This is a genomic window from Pseudomonas syringae KCTC 12500 (assembly GCF_000507185.2).
GTDB classification, from domain to species: domain Bacteria; phylum Pseudomonadota; class Gammaproteobacteria; order Pseudomonadales; family Pseudomonadaceae; genus Aquipseudomonas; species Aquipseudomonas syringae.
Genome location: NZ_AYTM02000002.1, coordinates 1586197 through 1604327, shown reverse-complemented (window position 1 = coordinate 1604327; position 18131 = coordinate 1586197). Strand labels below are relative to the sequence as shown.

14 protein-coding genes are annotated in these 18131 nt (G+C 59.5%); 1 reads left to right on the top strand and 13 read right to left on the bottom strand.

Annotated features, from left to right (window positions below):
* Position 1 precedes the first annotated feature (1 nt).
* The 10 genes from V476_RS07400 to V476_RS07355 all read right to left on the bottom strand — a co-directional run bounded on the left by V476_RS07400 (position 2) and on the right by V476_RS07355 (position 12414).
* Positions 2–544, bottom strand: a complete 543-nt coding sequence (locus tag V476_RS07400) for a GNAT family N-acetyltransferase (RefSeq protein ID WP_024960719.1) — start codon at positions 542–544, stop codon at positions 2–4.
* Between the two features lie 10 nt (positions 545–554).
* A complete protein-coding gene (gene ureA / locus V476_RS07395) occupies positions 555–857 on the bottom strand; it encodes an urease subunit gamma (protein ID WP_003347927.1) in 303 nt (100 codons plus the stop codon).
* Between the two features lie 301 nt (positions 858–1158).
* A complete protein-coding gene (locus V476_RS07390; protein WP_003317022.1) occupies positions 1159–2004 on the bottom strand; it encodes an urease accessory protein UreD in 846 nt (281 codons plus the stop codon).
* A gap of 48 nt (positions 2005–2052) precedes the next feature.
* Positions 2053–2751 (bottom strand): urea ABC transporter ATP-binding subunit UrtE, encoded by a 699-nt coding sequence (gene urtE / locus V476_RS07385; RefSeq protein ID WP_003419471.1) that lies wholly within the window; start codon positions 2749–2751, stop codon positions 2053–2055.
* Between the two features lie 102 nt (positions 2752–2853).
* Complete coding sequence (gene urtD / locus V476_RS07380; RefSeq protein WP_003391874.1) at positions 2854–3714, bottom strand: urea ABC transporter ATP-binding protein UrtD; 861 nt, start codon at positions 3712–3714, stop codon at positions 2854–2856.
* Complete coding sequence (gene urtC, locus V476_RS07375) at positions 3711–4790, bottom strand: urea ABC transporter permease subunit UrtC (RefSeq protein ID WP_003391875.1); 1080 nt, start codon at positions 4788–4790, stop codon at positions 3711–3713. The genes urtD and urtC overlap by 4 nt, the downstream gene beginning before the upstream one ends.
* Complete coding sequence (urtB, locus tag V476_RS07370) at positions 4790–6379, bottom strand: urea ABC transporter permease subunit UrtB (protein ID WP_024960718.1); 1590 nt, start codon at positions 6377–6379, stop codon at positions 4790–4792. The genes urtC and urtB overlap by 1 nt, the downstream gene beginning before the upstream one ends.
* A 188-nt stretch (positions 6380–6567) precedes the next feature.
* Positions 6568–7833, bottom strand: coding sequence for an urea ABC transporter substrate-binding protein (gene urtA / locus V476_RS07365; RefSeq protein WP_024960717.1), 1266 nt, complete (start codon positions 7831–7833; stop codon positions 6568–6570).
* A gap of 255 nt (positions 7834–8088) precedes the next feature.
* Positions 8089–11559, bottom strand: coding sequence for a dermonecrotic toxin domain-containing protein (locus V476_RS07360; RefSeq protein WP_024960716.1), 3471 nt, complete (start codon positions 11557–11559; stop codon positions 8089–8091).
* Positions 11560–11952: 393 nt separating this feature from the next.
* Entirely contained in the window at positions 11953–12414 is a 462-nt protein-coding gene (locus V476_RS07355) for a copper chaperone PCu(A)C (RefSeq protein WP_024960715.1), read from the bottom strand.
* A gap of 142 nt (positions 12415–12556) precedes the next feature.
* Between V476_RS07355 and V476_RS07350 the strand changes: the two genes are divergently transcribed.
* Positions 12557–13015 carry an REP-associated tyrosine transposase gene (locus V476_RS07350; RefSeq protein ID WP_024960714.1) on the top strand — a complete coding sequence of 153 codons (459 nt, stop codon included), beginning with the start codon at positions 12557–12559 and terminating at the stop codon, positions 13013–13015.
* A gap of 2054 nt (positions 13016–15069) precedes the next feature.
* On the opposite strand, the gene V476_RS07345 is transcribed toward V476_RS07350, so the two are convergent.
* From V476_RS07345 to V476_RS07335, 3 genes are read right to left on the bottom strand one after another with little or no spacing between them, the layout of a single operon-like run.
* Positions 15070–15789 carry a cobalt-precorrin-6A reductase gene (locus tag V476_RS07345; protein ID WP_024959388.1) on the bottom strand — a complete coding sequence of 240 codons (720 nt, stop codon included), beginning with the start codon at positions 15787–15789 and terminating at the stop codon, positions 15070–15072.
* Complete coding sequence (locus V476_RS07340; RefSeq protein WP_024959387.1) at positions 15786–16898, bottom strand: cobalt-precorrin-5B (C(1))-methyltransferase; 1113 nt, start codon at positions 16896–16898, stop codon at positions 15786–15788. Before V476_RS07340 ends, V476_RS07345 begins: the two co-directional genes overlap by 4 nt.
* The gene (locus V476_RS07335) at positions 16898–18100 is read right to left on the bottom strand and encodes a bifunctional cobalt-precorrin-7 (C(5))-methyltransferase/cobalt-precorrin-6B (C(15))-methyltransferase (protein ID WP_024650486.1); all 1203 of its coding nucleotides are present in this window, start codon (positions 18098–18100) and stop codon (positions 16898–16900) included. Before V476_RS07335 ends, V476_RS07340 begins: the two co-directional genes overlap by 1 nt.
* Positions 18101–18131: the final 31 nt, after the last annotated feature.

Here is an 18131-nt window from a genome sequence, read left to right as displayed (position 1 = left end):
TCTAAAGGGCGGAAGGGGCTTGTGAAACCGGTGGCTGAGCACCGGGCGACAGGTCGAGCTGCATGAACGTCAGGTCCAGCCAGCGACCGAACTTGGTGCCGACCTGGGGCATTTGTCCGGTGGTCTTGAAACCCAGGCGATCATGCAGGGCGATGGACGCCGCGTTACCGCTTTCTATGGCCGCGACCATCATGTGCTTGTCACAGTCGCGGGCGCGCTCGATCAAAGCGGCCATCAGGCGCGGGCCCAGGCGTTTGCCACGCTGGTCGGAGCGCACGTAGACCGAATGCTCGACCGTATGGCGAAAGCCTTCGAACGGCCGCCAGTCGCCAAACGACGAATAGCCAAGCACGTCGCCTGCGTTGTCGACGGCCACCAGAATCGGATACGCCTGGCTCTGGCGAGCTGCGTACCAGGCCTGGCGGTTAGCCAGATCAACCGGCTGCTCGTTCCAGATAGCCGTGGTGTTGAGCACCGCATCGTTGTAGATGTCCAGAATGCCCGGCAGATCGTCCGGCAGGGCATCGCGAATCACGTCCGGCATGATCACTCCTTCAGGCAATCGGCTGATGCACGGTGACGAGTTTGGTGCCATCCGGAAAGGTGGCTTCCACCTGGATCTCCGGGATCATTTCCGCGATACCTTCCATGACCTGATCGCGAGTCAGCAGGGTCGTGCCGTAGTGCATGAGCTCAGCGACGGTCTGTCCGTCACGCGCACCTTCGAGCAGCGCCGCAGAAATATAGGCCATGGCTTCCGGGTAATTGAGCTTCACGCCGCGCGCCAGACGCCGTTCGGCGACCAGTCCGGCGGTGAAGATCAGTAGCTTGTCTTTTTCACGTGGTGTCAGGTCCATGGGGCTTCCGTTTGTTCAAATTCGGTGGTTGATCGTTCCCAGGCTGAGCCCTCATCGTTATGTATAAGTCTGTTTTGGGTTCTGGCCGAAGGCCGTGGGAGCGAACTTGTTCGCGAAGGGGCCGGTGTAGTCGCCGAACATGCAGCGCCTAAAACATTGTCTTCGCGAACAAGTTCGCTCCCACGCCCTGCGGGCAGAAGCGCTAAAAGCCCCGATTTTCGGGCTTTTCAGGACTTATGTACCACGCTGAGTGCATCAGCGCCGAGGGTGTAGCCTGGAATGCAGAGCGTCCAGTCATCAATCAGGTATTCCAGATTCTTGGCGTTACCGCCTCGCGTCCCAGCAGGGCTGGGCGCAGGTATTTCCAGATTTGTATCAGCCAGGCCCGGGCGTGCAATGCTTCGTCTGCCAGACAGCGAGCGACCAGCAGACCGGGCAATTGAGTCAGGTCGCCGCGTACCGGGTTGGGCATCGACAGCGAACGGCAGGCCTCGAGCAGCTCGCTGCCCACTTCGCCGGTCATCAGCAGGGTGGCGAACACGGTTCTGCCGTCCAGGCCGATGGGCGAGCCCAGCAGCCCGTCGCCACCGATAATGCGTTGTCGCTCATGCCAGAGCAATGTGCCGTCGCGACGGATATCCAGATGCGATTGAAAATGGCCGTGCTCGAACCGCTCGCCACTGGCCGGCCGGCCCAAAGCCACCACGTCCCAGTAGCATAGCTTTGCATCACCGTGCAGCTCTATCCGAGTGCTCAGTTCTGCCTGGGCATTGCTGAAGACGATGGTTTCCTGCGGCAGCCATTCCAGTGTCGCACCGGGCTGGACGTGCAGTTCCAGTTGCTGAAAGGCCGGGCTGGCGGCGCGATACCATTTGGCCGCGCCGGGGCTGGTCAGCTGTGCCCAGGCATCGGCACCGACGGTGGCCGAGATATCCAGCCGGTCACCCCCGGCGATACCGCCCGGTGGATGAACGATGATGTGCTGGCACACCTCCGGGCCTTCGGCGTACAGATGCTTTTGCACCCGCAGCGGTCCTTTGTGGCGCCGCAGTGTCGGGCGTGTGCTGTCATCGAAACGGCCGTAACCCAATTCCAGCTCGGCGTGCCAGCTGGGGGTGAAGAGGGCGGTGTTGGCAGGCAGGTTCATGGTGTCTTCATTGGTTTGTCGAATGCTGCACGATAACGGATTGACTCATCAAATGGTGACCAGACCTCGAACGCCGTCGCTCTCCATGTTCTCGCCACGGCCCTGCTGGACGATCTCGCCCCGCGACATCACCAGGTACTGATCGGCCAGTTCCGCAGCGAAGTCGTAGAACTGCTCGACCAGCAGAATCGCCATGTCGCCACGCTCGGCGAGCTTTTTGATAACTACGCCGATTTCCTTGATCACCGAGGGCTGAATACCTTCGGTGGGCTCGTCGAGAATCAGCAGTCGTGGACGGCTCGCCAGTGCCCGGCCTATGGCCAGTTGCTGCTGCTGACCACCGGACAGATCGCCGCCGCGGCGGTGCTTCATTTGCAGCAGCACCGGGAACAACTCGTAGATGAAGGCCGGCACTTCCTTGGCCTCGGAGCCCGGAAAACGGGACAGGCCCATGAGCAGATTTTCCTCGACCGTCAGCCGGCCGAATATTTCCCGGCCTTGCGGCACGTAAGCAATCCCGGCATGTACCCTTTGATGCGTCTTGAACTGGGTGATGGTCTTGCCTTCCCATTGCACCGAGCCTTCCTTCGATGGCAGCAGGCCCATCAGCACGCGCAAGAGCGTGGTCTTGCCCACGCCGTTGCGGCCCAGCAGGCAGGTGACTTCACCGACCTTCACATCAAACGACAGACCGCGAAGAATGTGGCTGCCGCCGTAATATTGGTGGAGCTGGCTAACAGTGAGCATGAGGGCCTCATGAGTTATAAGCTTCAAGCTTCAAGCTGCAAGTAAAGAGCAGCACGTTGTTTTTGCTTCTAGCTTGCAGCTAAAAGCTTGCAGCTGGACGCGCTAGCGCCCTAAATACACTTCGATCACGCGTTCGTCGGCCTGTACGTCGTTCAGCGAGCCTTCAGCCAGCACGCTGCCCTGGTGCAGCACGGTGACATGGTCGGCAATCGAGCCGACGAAACCCATGTCGTGCTCAACCACCATCAGCGAATGCTTGCCGGCGAGGCTCTTGAACAGCTCGGCGGTGAATTCGGTTTCGGCATCGGTCATGCCCGCGACGGGCTCGTCGAGCAGCAGTAATTGCGGGTCCTGAACCAGCAGCATGCCGATCTCCAGAAACTGCTTCTGGCCGTGGGACAGCAAGCCCGCAGGACGGTGCATCGAGCTGGTCAGGCGGATCGTTTCCAGCACCTCACCGATCCGGTCCTGTTGTTCGCCGCTCAACTGCGCACGCAGACTGGCCCACACCGATTTGTCTGTCTTCTGCGCCAGCTCGAGGTTTTCGAACACGCTCAAGGCCTCGAATACCGTGGGTTTCTGGAACTTGCGGCCGATGCCGGCCTGAGCGATCTGCACTTCGGTCATCTTCGTCAGGTCCAGCGTTTCACCGAACCAGGCCTTGCCGTGGCTGGGGCGGGTCTTACCGGTGATGACGTCCATCAGCGTGGTCTTGCCCGCGCCGTTGGGGCCGATGATGCAGCGCAGTTCGCCTACGCCGATGTATAGATTCAGATCGTTCAGGGCCTTGAAGCCGTCGAAGCTGACGCTGATGTCTTCCAGCGTCAGGATCGTGCCGTGGCGAGTGTTGAGGCCTTTGCCGGCGCTTTTGCCGAATCCCACTGCGTCGCGGCTGGTGCCAGCGTCGGAGTTTGGCGCCAGGATCGGTTCCAGCATGAAAGACGGGGTCGGAGTGGTTTTCATTGCTCGCTCCTTTTCTTCAGCATGCCGATCACGCCCTTGGGCAGATACAGCGTGACGATGATGAACAGCGCGCCAAGGAAGAACAGCCAGTATTCCGGGAAGGCCATGGTGAACCAGCTCTTCATGCCGTTCACCAGACCTGCGCCCAGCAGCGGGCCGATCAGCGTGCCGCGGCCACCCAAGGCTACCCACACAGCGGCTTCAATCGAGTTGGTCGGCGACATTTCGCTGGGGTTGATAATGCCGACCTGCGGCACATACAAGGCGCCAGCCAGACCGCACAGCACGGCGCTCAGGACCCAGACGAACAGTTTGAAGCCGCGCGGATCGTAACCGCAGAACATCAGGCGGTTTTCCGCATCGCGCAGCGCGGTCAGCACGCGGCCGAACTTGCTCTGCGCCAGGCGCCAGCCGATGTACAGGCTGGCCACCAGCAGTGCGACCGTGGCCATAAACAGCGCAGCTCTGGTCCCTTGGGCACTGATGCTGAAGCCCAGAATGCTGCGGAAGTTGGTGAACCCGTTGTTGCCGCCAAAGCCGGTCTCGTTGCGAAAGAACAGCAGCATGCCGGCGAAGGTCAGCGCCTGGGTCATGATCGAAAAGTAAACGCCCTTGATCCGCGAGCGGAAGGCGAAGAAGCCGAATACCAATGCCAGCAGTCCCGGTGCCAGGACCACCAGGCACATCGCCCAGAGGAAGTGGTCGGTGCCCGCCCAGTACCACGGCAGCTCGGTCCACGACAGGAAGGTCATGAAGGCCGGCAGACCATCGCCAGCGGCCTGGCGCATCAGGTACATGCCCATGGCGTAACCGCCCAGGGCGAAGAACAGGCCGTGGCCCAGCGACAACAGCCCGGCGTAGCCCCAGACCAGGTCCAGCGCCAGCGCGACAATGGCGTAGCAGAGAATCTTGCCCACCAGGGTCAGGGTGTAGGCCGAGACCTGAAAGCTGTTATCGGCAGGCAGCAGCGACAGCAGCGGCAGTGCCAGCAGCACCGCCAGTATTACGCAGCCTGCGGTCAGCGTGCCTCTGGGCCCGACTTTTTGCGCGGCAGTTACTATCAATGGCTGGCTCATCAGTCAATCACCCGTCCTTTCAGTGCGAAGAGGCCTTGCGGACGTTTCTGGATAAACAGAATGATCAGCGCCAGGATCAGGATCTTGCCCAACACGGCGCCGATTTGCGGTTCGAGAATCTTGTTGGCGATGCCCAGCCCGAAAGCCGCCATCACGCTGCCGGCCAGTTGCCCGACACCGCCGAGCACGACCACCAGGAACGAATCAATGATGTAGCTTTGCCCAAGATCAGGACCCACGTTGCCGATCTGGCTCAGGGCAACACCCCCCAGACCCGCGATACCTGAGCCCAGACCGAAAGCCATCATGTCGATGCGTCCGGTCGGTACGCCACAGCAGGCGGCCATGTTGCGGTTCTGGGTGACGGCGCGCACGTTCAGGCCCAGGCGGGTCTTGTTCAGCAGCAGCCAGGTCAGCACCACCACGAACAGCGCGAAGGCGATGATCACGATGCGGTTGTAAGGCAGCACCAGATTAGGCAGCACCTGGATGCCGCCAGACAGCCATTGCGGGTTGGCGACTTCAACGTTCTGCGCGCCGAAGGCCAGACGCACGGCCTGAATCAGCATCAGGCTGATGCCCCAGGTGGCCAGCAGGGTTTCCAGTGGACGGCCATACAGATGACGAATAATCGTGCGCTCCAGGGCCATGCCGATCGCGGCGGTGACAAAGAACGCCACCGGCAACGCGATCAGCGGGTAGTACTCGATGGCCCCCGGTGCGTAGCGCTGCAGCATCAGTTGCACGACGTAGGTTGAGTAGGCCCCCAGCATCAGCATCTCGCCGTGGGCCATGTTGATTACGCCCAGCAGGCCGAAGGTAATCGCCAGACCCAGCGCCGCCAGCAGCAGGATCGAGCCCAGCGACATGCCGCTGAACGCCTGGCCGAGGATTTCCCCGATCATCAGCTTGCGCTTGACCTGCGCCAGGCTGGTTTCAGCCGCCACGCGTACCGAAGCGTCGGTTTCCACGCCAGGTGCCAGCAATGATTCAAGGCGGGTACGCGCCAGCGGGTCACCGGTTTCGCCCAGCAGTCGCACGGCAGCCAGACGTACTGTCGGGCTGGTGTCGACCATTTGCAGGTTGGCCAGCGCCAGGGTCAGCGCGCTTTTGACGCTGGAATCGGATTCGCTGGCCACGCGTTCGGTCAGCAACTCAAGTTGTGCAGGGCGCGCGCTTTTTTGCAATTGCAGGGCGGCGGCCATGCGCAGTCGTGTGTCGGCTGCCAGCAACTGATGGCTGGCCAGCGCCGTTTCAACCAGGCCACGCAGCCGGTTGTTCAAGCGCAATTTACGCGGTTCGTCAGGCGTTGGAGCATCGACGGCGGCAGGGGCCTGTGCATCGACGGCCACGTATTGATCGTTGTTTTCGATCCAGGCGCGCTTGCTGCTGTCGGCACCCACACGGCCATCGCGCAAGGCTTCGAGCAGCTCGACACGTTCCGGCACAGGCTTGGCGGCCCAGGCTTCCAGCAGTTCTGCCTGTTGCGAAGAACTGGCTGCGACAAAGTCACTGGCATCGCCGGCCTGGGCAGCCAAAGGCAGCAGCAGGCTGATGGTGAGGATCAAACGGTAAAAATAAGAAGGCATATCAATATGGCCTTGGCTGTTTTTGATTCTGGCCGAAGGCCGTAGGAGCGACCGGGGCGGATCGCCGCCCCGGTCGCTCCTACGCCCTGTGGGCAGAAGCTTTGAAGCCCCGTATTTCGCGGGCTTCAGGACCTGTATATGACGCTTGGCGACGAGCGTGGGAACGATCAGCAGTCGGCTTTTATCCTTCAGTTGCTCTTCGCCGGGGTGTCCGGCTTCTTGTCGTTGCCAGGGATGTACGGGCTCCATGGCTGGGCGCGGATCGGCTCTTTGGTCTGCCACACGACGTTGAACTGTCCGTCGTCCTGGATTTCGCCGATCATCACGGGCTTGTGCAAGTGGTGGTTGGTCTTGTCCATGGTCAGGGTAAAGCCCGACGGCGCTGCGAACGTTTGGCCGGCCATGGCTTCACGGACCTTGTCCACGTCGGTGGATTTGGCTTTCTCGACCGCCTGCGCCCACATGTGAATGCCGACATACGTGGCTTCCATCGGGTCGTTGGTCACAGCCTTGTCAGCGCCTGGCAGGTTTTTCTTTTTGGCGTAGGCCGTCCAGTCAGCCACGAACTTCTTGTTGACCGGGTTTTCCACCGACTGGAAGTAGTTCCAGGCGGCCAAATGGCCTACCAGTGGCTTGGTGTCGATGCCGCGCAGTTCTTCTTCGCCTACCGAGAAGGCCACAACCGGTACGTCGGTAGCGTTCAGGCCCTGGTTAGCCAGTTCCTTGTAGAACGGCACGTTGGAGTCGCCGTTGACGGTGGAGATAACGGCCGTCTTGCCACCGGCGGAGAACTTCTTGATGTTGGCCACGATGGTTTGATAATCGGAGTGACCGAACGGGGTGTAGACCTCTTCGATATCGGTATCTTTCACGCCTTTGGAATGCAGGAATGCGCGCAGAATCTTGTTGGTGGTACGCGGGTACACATAGTCGGTGCCCAGCAGGAAGAAGCGCTCGGCCGAGCCGCCATCTTCACTCATGACATATTCGACGGCAGGGATCGCCTGCTGGTTAGGCGCGGCGCCGGTGTAGAAAACATTGGGCGACATCTCTTCGCCTTCGTACTGCACCGGGTAGAACAGCAGCCCGTTGAGTTCTTCGAAGACCGGCAGCACTGATTTGCGCGACACCGATGTCCAGCAGCCGAATACCACGGCGACCTTGTCCTGGGTCAGCAACTGACGGCCTTTTTCCGCGAACAGCGGCCAGTTGGACGCAGGGTCGACGACGACCGGCTCCAGCATCTTGCCGTTGACGCCGCCTTTGGCGTTGATTTCGTCGATGGTCATCAAGGCCATGTCCTTGAGCGACGTCTCGGAGATGGCCATGGTGCCGGACAACGAATGCAGAATGCCGACCTTGATGGTCTCGGCAGCCTGAACGGTCCAGGTCAGTCCCATGGCGGCGATCGATGCGGACAGGGTAAAGGCTTTGATCAGGCTGCGACGCTTCATCGACTGCTCCCTTAGTACATTATTTGATGGTTTGGCGGCGGTACATTTCATTGCGCTTTCAAGCTTTAGCAAGGTCTGGGCCAACGTAGAAACGTCGCAAAATGAAACGAATGTGTCGCGGTTCGTGGAGGGTGTGCACCAAGGTGGAACCCGGCTTTGCCCCGCGGGCGCTCCGGGCTCTGCAATGGTGCAAGGCTGCTTCGCAGGAGCGCCAGCCAGTTACGGCCGGCTTCCCGGATCAGCCGCGTGAGGGTTTCAGACCCAGAGTTCCTGTTCTCCGGTATAGAGATCGTAGGTCTGATCAACCAGTTGTTCAGGCGCATCAAACCAGGCAAACAGCTGTCCGTTGATTCGTTTGGTCGCGCCCAGTTGCACGTATGTCCCCGGCGCAATGGCCACGTGATCACCAAGAAAACCGGTGAACATGTTCTTCTTGGGCACCGCCGGTGCAAAGATGAAAAACACCGGGTGGTTTTCGGCATTGGCGTTGCGACTCACGAACCCGTCCTGGCTCCATCTGGAGGCATTGGCTCGCGACACCGATGCAGACTGCACGCCATTGTCGGTAAACACTGCACCCACTTCGCGCTCAAGGCAGGCCACCCCGTCGCTGGACACATAGGTGGCGCGAAATGCGGTGCCTTCCCACGCCTTGAGCTTATGGAACTGATTTAGAAACTTCCGTGTCCTGGCGTTGCGCACGCCGCTTCGCAGCAGCGGATTGATGTCCATTGAACCGCCTTCTACGTAGGCGGTGATTTCGGAAAAGTTTTCTGCGTTGGACGTCTTGGCCAGCGCCAGGTAGTCGGTCTCGAAACTCAAGCGTTCGGCGCTACTTGCTTCCTCCAGAGAAGCCGGCCAGAGGATTGTCAGGCTGGTCAACCGAGCCTGGGCATTGCGGATTGCGGACTGACTCATGCGCGGGATCTGTGTGCCCACGATTTTCCAGACGCCGGTCGTGCTGCGAAGAGCAAACTCCTGCCCGTGCACCAATTGCGTGGTATCCATCGGGTTTACCCGATAAAGGCGTGAGTGGCCGAACACGTTGGCCCGTCGGCTTATGAAGCAGGTCTGGCCTTCTACCTCAATGGCGACGAAGCGTTTGGGGTCCATGGCAGCGATCAATTTCGAGTCTGCGAAACGCGGCGCCTTTGAATGCGACAGGAGGTAGCCGATCTGTGCCTGACCATCGCGACCGACTCTGCGTACCAGGTGCGGACGTCTCACCGTTTTTGCGGCGATTCCTGCCGGCTTCAAGGCCAGCGCCAAGTGGCCGACCAAGGCAATGGCAAGGTAGCTGAGGGCGCTCAGAAACTCCTCGGCGGCGCCTTCCAGGTCGTTGTCATCGATTTTCGAAAAAGCGCTCCAGGTTTGGTAAAGGCCAGCGCCCAGCGAGGCAGGCATCATGATCGGGCCAGGCAGAAACAGAATCGCAATGCTCGCGATCAGATCGAATCCCCGACCCGATTGCCCTGTACCGGTGGTCAGGCTCATCTGCCGTTTGGCTTCGTTGATTAGATGGTTGATCTTGGTCTCATGATTTTCCTCGTAAATGTCTTTGCTCTGGCTGACAAACACGACCGGGCGCAGCAGCCTTGACGGGATCGGTAGCAGCGTCAGTTGGGTGAATACTTCGGGCAGACGCCAATGCTTCGCTTCCTTTTCGTACTGCATGGCATGCAGCGTCTCAATACGCCTGGAAACCGGTATTTGCTGAATCAGATACTGCTGGAAGGGTGCCTCTTCCAGAAAACTGGTGGTCAGGTGATACATGCTGTTGAACCAGCGGAAAACGACACCGTCGGCAGCATCCAGCGTGCACAGCACCAGCGGCCCCTTCTCGAATGTTCCGGCTGGAGCAATCAGCATCACGTTGGTCATCTTGAATTGGTTGACGCTGAAAAAACGAACTTCAATGACTTGCTCGTTGATGGTTCGCCGTCCTTGAATTCCTGGCGAATCCAGCACAGCCTTGATCCACTCTCGCCCGGTGGGTGCAAAAGCCTGTTGTTCGATCTCCAGCAGCGCCATCTTCATCTGAGCTCGCAACATGGCTTTTTCTGACCGCTTGAGCTGCTGTGCATACGCCGAGGTTTTCAGGTGCAGGTCAAGGTAATCACTGAGGTGTCGGGGCTCTTCCAGCGTGGCAATCAGCTCCGTTACGGCCTGCTTGTCCAAGTGCGCAAGGGGGACGCCTTCAGCGTCGACAGCGCGTAGAAGCACGGCATCCTTGGCCTTGGTGTGCAGGGCTTGGGTATGTGCCAGTTGCCTGAGCGAAACGCTCTCAGTCTTGGTTTCTGGCAATACAGGCGCGCCGGGAATATCGAGCACTTCGATGCCCGTCCAGTAGGTCAGTGAAATATTGATCTGTTGCGCTGTTGCAGCGATGGATAGCCGGTTCAGCAGTTGAGCCAGTTGCTGGTCGATAAAGCGCGTCGGATAGGTGCGGCTGTCGTTTTCCGCCTGGCCGAAGTGCTCCTTGCTGGCTTTGCGCATGTTCACCACCTGCTCGCCAAATCGCTGTGCCTGACGATGCCATGCCTGACGCTGCGTCAGCGTCATGGTTTTCCACCAATCGGGCATCTGGTTTTGCACCAGATCGCTGTCGAACCCGTCGAGTCGCCAGTGGTTGTCGAAGTAAATCCTGGGTTTCAGCAAATTCGCTATCATTTGCTCGAAACAGACCGCGTCCATCTTCTGAGAGCGGGCCAGCTGTACAGTCTGAGCGAAGACCGACTGCTGCGCGACAACCTGCCGGGCAAGCAGCAGGCTGAGAAAATTGCCGTCCATCAGGGTGTATTGCCATTGCAAGACAGGGGTGGGGTTGGTGGGGCTTGCCTGCCCGGCGGTGACGCCGTCTCCCAAACGTCCTCGGTACTCGGGTTCAGTCACTCGCTGAACAAGCGCATCGTTCAACTGTTGCAATGAGGCAAATGCTTCCAGCCCGTCATGGGGCGTAAACAGCAGGACATCTTCCAGCTCTTCCAGGTCTGGCTGGACCGGCGCATCACGAAGACGCCGGGCAATGGCAAACGCGCCGTAAAGTGACAGCGAGGGGCCGTCGCCGTCTCGTGCCGACAGGCTGTAAACACTGTGCGGCTGTAAGTCTGCGAAACCCTCTGTCGCATTTGTGGCACAGGGCCCGAGGGCGGCCGAAAGCAGGCTGTAGTGCCCGGTTGTCATCTTTCCCAAGGCGATCAGCACTGCACATTCGGATGTCAGGCACTCGATCTGCTCTGCGACAAACCGGCTGCTCCGGGTTTCGCCATCAAGCGTCGCAGTGCTCCAGTAGTCTGCAAGATTTTGTGTATAGCACTGCTCCAGTTGCTCGCTGACCTCGGTGAAGAACGTTACGGTCGCTGCCCGCCCCAGCGGCTGAATGGCTGGTGGCTTGACGTCAGGTTGCTGTGTGTCAGGCGTTGGGGAAGGCGTGTCAAGAGGTGGGTGGAGAGCGACTACATCATTGTCGATCAATTGCAAATGGCCGGTGAAGTATTCGATCAGGCCAGGGATCAGTGGAACCCTGTGTATGTTGCTCCCGTGGTCGAATTCGACCTCGCTGTCACGGTAGGTCAGCCAGGTCGTCTCGACATCCAGCTCGGGTTTGAGGGGGTGAAGCAGGGTACGGGCCAGTTCCTGGGTCGTCTTGCTGAAGTCGGGTGGATAGGTATCGCTGGCAAGCGAGGCGTTTAGAGCCTGGGTTGGTGCGGTGCGCGGTAAGGTCATGGTGCCGATTCGTCTGCATGATGGATGATCCGCTAGAGGCATATGCCGGGCGGTTCATTTCATATAGTCAGGCTTGAAGGCACGCGGGTATCGGCCTGCGCAGTCAGGGGACTGCAGCATCGGCTGTCTGATCGGTAGGAAGTCTCGGGAACGCGCAAGATTGAGGTGAGGGCGGGGCCTGAAACCGGGTATGAGGAGGAATTCATCACAACGCCACTCAGTGGTTTCAGGCCCCGCAGTGAGCAATCTAAGCTGTTGCCGCTGTTTTGGCAAAGCGCGAAAGCACTATTCGATCAAGCGCCCGGAGAATCAGCATCGGTCCTGGGTGCCAGGAGTGTCGCCGCGACAGTATCGCTGAAGACATCAGCTCTTGGCCCTGCCCGTGAAAACTACTCAGTGCTGATGTTCCGGAGCCTGTTTTTGTACCACGACCTGCACCTCGACATCCCCCGCCTTTTCGAAATGCAGAGTCATTGGAAAGCGCTGGCCGACGACCAGCTTGGAACGGTCCTTGATGTCCAGCAACATCACGTGCCAGGCCATCGGGGCGAAAGCCACCTTCGCGCCAGCCGGTATGTCGACCGCTTGAACGTGCTGCATTTTCATCAGCCCGTCGGCATGTACATGCTCATGCAATTGCGCCTGCCCGGCGATGGGCGTGTCGACGCTAATCAGGCGGTCAACGCTGTCACCTTTGTTCTCGAGGGTGAAATATGCCGCCACCGTCGGTGCGTTGGGCGGTAGCTCCATTGACCATGGATGGCCAATCAGCAATGACCCGGCCTTGTACTCATGGGCATGGACGACACAGGCTGGCAGCAGCAGTGCGGCCAGCAGCAATGCTTTTTTGAGCATGGGGAGATTCTCCGGGGATTCGATGAAGGAGTGAAAGGTAGCTCAATTGGACATCCGAAACACTTGGGCAAACCTTTGAGCGCTGCTGAGTGAGCCCGTTTCGTACAGTCGTTCCCCGGCATGCAGCCATTGGGTGATGAGGATGAATGAAAGGGCACAGTCACATCGTTTGCGCTTGGGGCGATTCTCCGGTAAGGGCCAAATGTATTTAGTCACCGCAAAAACATTTCAGAGAAATCCTGTTTTTTCCGATTGGCGCATGGGTCGTCTGCTGGTTGATGAACTTCGACAGGTTCAAGAGCAGCAACTGGCCGAGTCATTAGCCTGGGTGGTAATGCCCGACCACATTCACTGGCTGCTGCAGTTGAATAGTCACTCATTATCCAGCGTTGTACAGCGCGTTAAATCGAAAAGCGCGAACGCCATAAACAGAGCCAGAGGCTGCAGTGGACCTTTTTGGCAAAGCGGGTTCCACGACGTCAGCATCCGCACTGAAGAAAGCCTTTTGGATTTTGCCCGTTATATCGTTGCCAATCCTGTTCGAGCCAACCTGGTCAAAAGCGTGCGCGATTATCCCTTATGGGACGCAATTTGGCTGTGAAAAACCGGCCTCTGCGTGAGCAAGCTCACTCCCACAGGTCCGAGGTGTTTTCAAGCTATGTGGCTTATTTCCGAAGGCTCGGGGTATTTCGAGCCATGTGGATATTCTGCAGCACCGCTGAGCTTGCTTGCGAAGGCGCATTAACGGATCAACAGATTTTCAGCGGCTGCACCGGCCTCTTCGTGAGCAAGCTCACTCCCACAGGTCCGAGGTGTTTTCAAGCTATGTGGCTTATTTCCAAAGGCTCGGGGTCTTTCGAGCCATGTGGATATTCTGCAGCACCGCTGACCTTGTGGGAGTGAGCTTGCTTGCGAAGGCGCATTAACGGATCAACAGATTTTTAGCGACTGCACTGGCCTCTTCGTGAGCAAGCTCACTCCCACAGGTCCGAGGTGTTTTCAAGCTATGTGGCTTATTTCCAAAGGCTCGGGGTCTTTCGAGCCATGTGGATATTCTGCAGCACCGCTGACCTTGTGGGAGCGAGCTTGCTCGCGAAGGCGTATTAACGGATCAACAGATTTTCAGCGGCTGCACCGGCCTCTTCGTGAGCAAGCTCACTCCCACAGGTCCGAGGTGTTTTCAAGCTATGTGGCTTATTTCCGCAGGCTCGTGGTATTTCGAGCCATGTGGATATTCTGCAGCACCGCTGATCTTGTGGGAGCTAGCTTGCTTGCGAAGGCGTATTAACGGATCAACAGATTTTCAGCGGCTGCACCGGTCTATGCGTGAGCAAGCTCACTCCCACAGGTCCGAGGTGTTTTCAAGCTATGTGGCTTATTTCCAAAGGCTCGGGGGTATTTCGAGCCATGTGGATATTCTGCAGCACCGCTGACCTTGTGGGAGTGAGCTTGCTCGCGAAGGCGCATTAACGGATCAACAGATTTTCAGCGGCTGCACCGGCCTCTTCGTGAGCAAGCTCACTCCCACAGGTCCGAGGTGTTTTCAAGCTATGTGGCTTATTTCCGCAGGCTCGGGGTATTTCGAGCCATGTGGATATTCTGCAGCACCGCTGATCTTGTGGGAGCTAGCTTGCTTGCGAAGGCGTATTAACGGATCAACAGATTTTCAGCGGCTGCACCGGCCTCTTCGTGAGCAAGCTCACTCCCACAGGTCCGAGGTGTTTTCAAGCTATGTGGCTTATTTCCGCAGGCTCGGGGTATTTCGAGCCATGTGGATATTCCGCAGCACCGCTGATCTTGTGGGAGCTTGCTCGCGAAGGCGTATTAACGGATCAACAGATTTTCAGCGGCTGCACCGGCCTCTTCGTGAGCAAGCTCACTCCCATAGGTCCGAGGTGTTTTCAAGCTATGTGGCTTATTTCCAAAGGCTCGGGGTATTTCGAGCCATGTGGATATTCTGCAGCACCGCTGATCTTGTGGGAGCTAGCTTGCTTGCGAAGGCGCATTAACGGATCAACAGATTTTTAGCGACTGCACTGGCCTCTTCGTGAGCAAGCTCACTCCCACAGGTCCGAGGTGTTTTCAAGCTATGTGGCTTATTTCCGCAGGCTCGGGGTATTTCGAACCATGTGGATATTCTGCAGCACCGCTGACCTTATGGGAGCTTGCTCGCGAAGGCGTATTAACGGATCAACAGATTTTCAGCGGCTGCACCGGCCTCTTCGTGAGCAAGCTCACTCCCACAGGTCCGAGGGCTTTTCAAGCTATGGGGCTTATTTCCGCAGGCTCGGGGGTATTTCGAGCCATGTGGATATTCTGCAGCATCGCAGACCTTGTGGGAGTGAGCTTGCTTGCGAAGGCGCATTAACGGATCAACAGATTTTTAGCGACTGCACTGGCCTCTTAGTGAGCAAGCTCACTCCCGCAGGTCCGAGGTGTTTTCAAGCTATGTGGCTTATTTCCAAAGGCTCGGGGTCTTTCGAGCCATGTGGATATTCTGCAGCACCGCTGACCTTGTGGGAGCGAGCTTGCTCGCGAAGGCGTATTAACGGATCAACAGATTTTCAGCGGCTGCACCGGTCTATGCGTGAGCAAGCTCACTCCCACAGGTCCGAGGTGTTTTCAGGGGTATCAGTGAGGACTAAAGACCGCTCATTAATCCAACCCCAAGGCCTCCAGCACCTCATCCACACCCCAGAACAGCCGGTCGACGTCAGGCAACTGTGGGCGTTTGAGGATCAGGACGGGCAGGCCGTGTTCGCGGGCGACGTCGAGTTTGGGTTCGGTGGAGCTGCTGCCGCTGTTTTTGCTGATCAGTACGTCGATGCGGCGCTGTTCGAACAACTGGCGTTCGTCTTCCAGCATGAATGGGCCGCGTGCGCCGATCACTTCGCAGCGTTCGTTGCCGGGGTAGTCGTCCAGTGCCCGGAGTGTCCAGAACTGGTGCGGCGGTATTTCGTGCAAGTGCTGCAAGGGCTCGCGACCCAGCGTGAACAGCGGGCGCTTGAAAGGAAGCAGGGCAGTGGCCAGTTCTGACCAGTCAGCCACTTCGCGCCAGTCATCTCCCGGACCTGCCTGCCACGCGGTGCGGCGCAAGGCCCAGCAGGGAATGCCAGCCAGTTTGGACGCACGCGCTGCGTTGTGGCTGATCTGCGCGGCGTAGGGATGGGTGGCGTCCAGCAGCAAGTCGACGCCCTGTTCGCCCATGTACCGCGTCATGCCCTCGGCGCCGCCATAACCGCCGACCTTCATTTGGCAGGCCAAATCAGACGGCACCCGGCCCACGCCCGCCAGGCTGTAGATGTGCTCAGGCCCAAGCCTTCGCGCAATGGCCAGAGCCTCGGTAATACCGCCCAGCAGCAGTATGCGTTTCATGTCGCCTCTCTCTGTGAGTGAACGCCAGCCTGACCCACCAGCCCGCCCTGACGATCAATTGCGAAAACCTCCACCTGAACGCTCGCAGGCACGATGCTGCGCGCAAAATTCAGCGCATGGCGACACACTTCGTCACCCAGTGGCACACCCGCCGCGGCGCTTATCGCCAGCGCTTGCTGACTGGTGTTGGCTGCAAGGATCTGCTGTTGCAGGCCTGCATCCGCGCCAACATCCTTAGCCCATTGCGCCAGCTGTGGCAGGTCGATGCTGGAATGGCGGCTGTGCAGGTCCATATGTCCGGCGGCCAGCTTGCTGATCTTGCCGAAGCCGCCGCACACGCTCAACTTATCCACAGGCACCTTGCGCAAGTGCTTGAGCACCGCACCGGCGAAGTCGCCCATCTCGATCAGGGCGATGTCCGGAATTTTGTAGACGCGGCGCATGGTGTCTTCGCTGGCATTGCCAGTGCAGGCGGCGATATGCCGATAGCCGTTGGTGGTGGCGACGTCGATGCCCTGATGGATCGAGGCGATATAGGCTGCGCAGGAGAACGGCCGGACGATCCCGCTGGTGCCGAGAATCGACAGTCCGCCGAGAATGCCAAGGCGCGGGTTCATGGTCTTGAGCGCCAGCGCCTCGCCGCCCTCGACGCCGATCGTGACCTCGAATCCGCCGCTGTAGCCTTGTTCTTCGGCCAGTTGCAGCAAGTGCTCGGTCATCATGCGCCGAGGCACCGGGTTGATGGCCGGCTCACCGACTGCCAGCACCAGCCCGGGGCGGGTCACGGTGCCGACACCTGCACCTGCAACGAAGCGCACGCCCGCTGCTGTTTGCAGCCTGACACGGGCAAACACCAGCGCGCCGTGGGTGACATCCGGATCATCGCCGGCATCCTTGAGGGTTGCGGCTTCCGCGAAGTTATCCACAAGCCGGCAGAATTCCAGGCGCATCTGCACCTGTTTGCCCTTTGGCAGGACGATACCCACCGCGTCGCTGACCTGCCCGCAGAGCAACAGTCGCGCCGCCGCCAGGCTGGTTGCGGTCGCACAGCTGCCAGTGGTCAGGCCACTGCGCAGTGGCGCAGGCTGTTCGGCGGTTTCTTCGCGCATCAGGGTTTGACTACGTCCAGCAGGGTGATCGGCAACGCCTGACGCCACGTGTCGAATTCACCGAGGGGCTGCGCGTGGGCGACGTGGATACGGGTCAGCTCGCCGCCATGCCGTTCGCGCCAAGCCATCAAGGCGGTTTCGCTTTGCAGGGTGACCGCATTGGCGACCAGTCGGCCGCCCGGGCGCAGCTGTTCCCAGCAGGTCTCCAGTACGCCGATACGCGTCACGCCACCGCCGATGAAAATCGCATCCGGGCGTTCCAGACCACTCAATGCCTGAGGCGCGCTGCCCCGCACCACTTGCAGGCCAGGCACGCCGAGTGCGTCGCGGTTGAATTCGATCAGTTGCTGGCGGCCTTCATCGGCTTCGATGGCCATCGCCCGGCAGGTCGGGTGCGCGCGCATCCATTCGATGCCGATGGAGCCGCAGCCCGCGCCGACATCCCACAACAGTTCGCCCGGTAGTGGCGCAAGGCGGGCGAGGGTTATGGCGCGTACGTCGCGCTTGGTGAGCTGGCCGTCATGTTCGAAGGCGCTGTCCGGCAGACCTGAAATGGGGCTCAGACGGATGGCGCTGGCGTCGGCGCGACAATCGATGGCAACCAGGTTCAGCGCAGCGATCTCGGGGTTGCCCCACTCGCTGGCCAGCCCTTCGACGCGTCGCTCGGCTTCGCCACCCAGATGCTCCAGGACGGTCATGCGGCTTGGACCAAAGCCGCGCTCGCGCAACAAGCCGGCAATCACGGCGGGGCTGCTGCCGTCGTTGCTCAACACCAGCAGACGCATGCCATGGTGGAAGTGTGCGTTCAGCGCCGCTACTGGCCGTGCAACCACTGACAGGGTGACGACGTCCTGCAGCGGCCAGCCTAGGCGGGCTGCTGCCAGAGAGTAAGAGGAGGGCGCGGGCAGGATGCGCATTTCATCAATGCTGACCACGCGTGCAAGACTGGCGCCGACGCCGAACATCATCGGGTCGCCACTGGCCAGTACGCAGATCTCGGCACCCCGCTGCTCGAGCACAGGGTTCAACGAGAAAGGACTCGGCCACGCACGTCGCTCGGCGCGAATGCACGGTGGCAGCAACGCCAGCTGGCGCGGGCCGCCGAACACCTGATCAGCGTGCAGCAGAGCGTGTCTGGCGTTCTTGCCGAGCCCTTTGTAACCGTCTTCTCCGATTCCCACGACTGTCAGCCACGGTGACATGTACCTACCTCAATCCGAACTTCCGACAGAG

What these genes read in the sequence shown, in the direction of transcription:
- ureA (WP_003347927.1), bottom strand. Translation starts at nt 857, where the DNA reads ATGGACCTGACACCACGTGAAAAAGACAAGCTACTGATCTTCACCGCC.
- V476_RS07345 (WP_024959388.1), bottom strand. Translation starts at nt 15,789, where the DNA reads ATGAAACGCATACTGCTGCTGGGCGGTATTACCGAGGCTCTGGCCATT.
- urtE (WP_003419471.1), bottom strand. Translation starts at nt 2,751, where the DNA reads ATGCTCACTGTTAGCCAGCTCCACCAATATTACGGCGGCAGCCACATT.
- urtA (WP_024960717.1), bottom strand. Translation starts at nt 7,833, where the DNA reads ATGAAGCGTCGCAGCCTGATCAAAGCCTTTACCCTGTCCGCATCGATC.
- urtD (WP_003391874.1), bottom strand. Translation starts at nt 3,714, where the DNA reads ATGAAAACCACTCCGACCCCGTCTTTCATGCTGGAACCGATCCTGGCG.
- urtB (WP_024960718.1), bottom strand. Translation starts at nt 6,379, where the DNA reads ATGCCTTCTTATTTTTACCGTTTGATCCTCACCATCAGCCTGCTGCTG.
- V476_RS07360 (WP_024960716.1), bottom strand. Translation starts at nt 11,559, where the DNA reads ATGACCTTACCGCGCACCGCACCAACCCAGGCTCTAAACGCCTCGCTT.
- V476_RS07350 (WP_024960714.1), top strand. Translation starts at nt 12,557, where the DNA reads ATGAATGAAAGGGCACAGTCACATCGTTTGCGCTTGGGGCGATTCTCC.
- V476_RS07390 (WP_003317022.1), bottom strand. Translation starts at nt 2,004, where the DNA reads ATGAACCTGCCTGCCAACACCGCCCTCTTCACCCCCAGCTGGCACGCC.
- V476_RS07340 (WP_024959387.1), bottom strand. Translation starts at nt 16,898, where the DNA reads ATGCGCGAAGAAACCGCCGAACAGCCTGCGCCACTGCGCAGTGGCCTG.
- V476_RS07355 (WP_024960715.1), bottom strand. Translation starts at nt 12,414, where the DNA reads ATGCTCAAAAAAGCATTGCTGCTGGCCGCACTGCTGCTGCCAGCCTGT.
- V476_RS07335 (WP_024650486.1), bottom strand. Translation starts at nt 18,100, where the DNA reads ATGTCACCGTGGCTGACAGTCGTGGGAATCGGAGAAGACGGTTACAAA.
- urtC (WP_003391875.1), bottom strand. Translation starts at nt 4,790, where the DNA reads ATGAGCCAGCCATTGATAGTAACTGCCGCGCAAAAAGTCGGGCCCAGA.
- V476_RS07400 (WP_024960719.1), bottom strand. Translation starts at nt 544, where the DNA reads ATGCCGGACGTGATTCGCGATGCCCTGCCGGACGATCTGCCGGGCATT.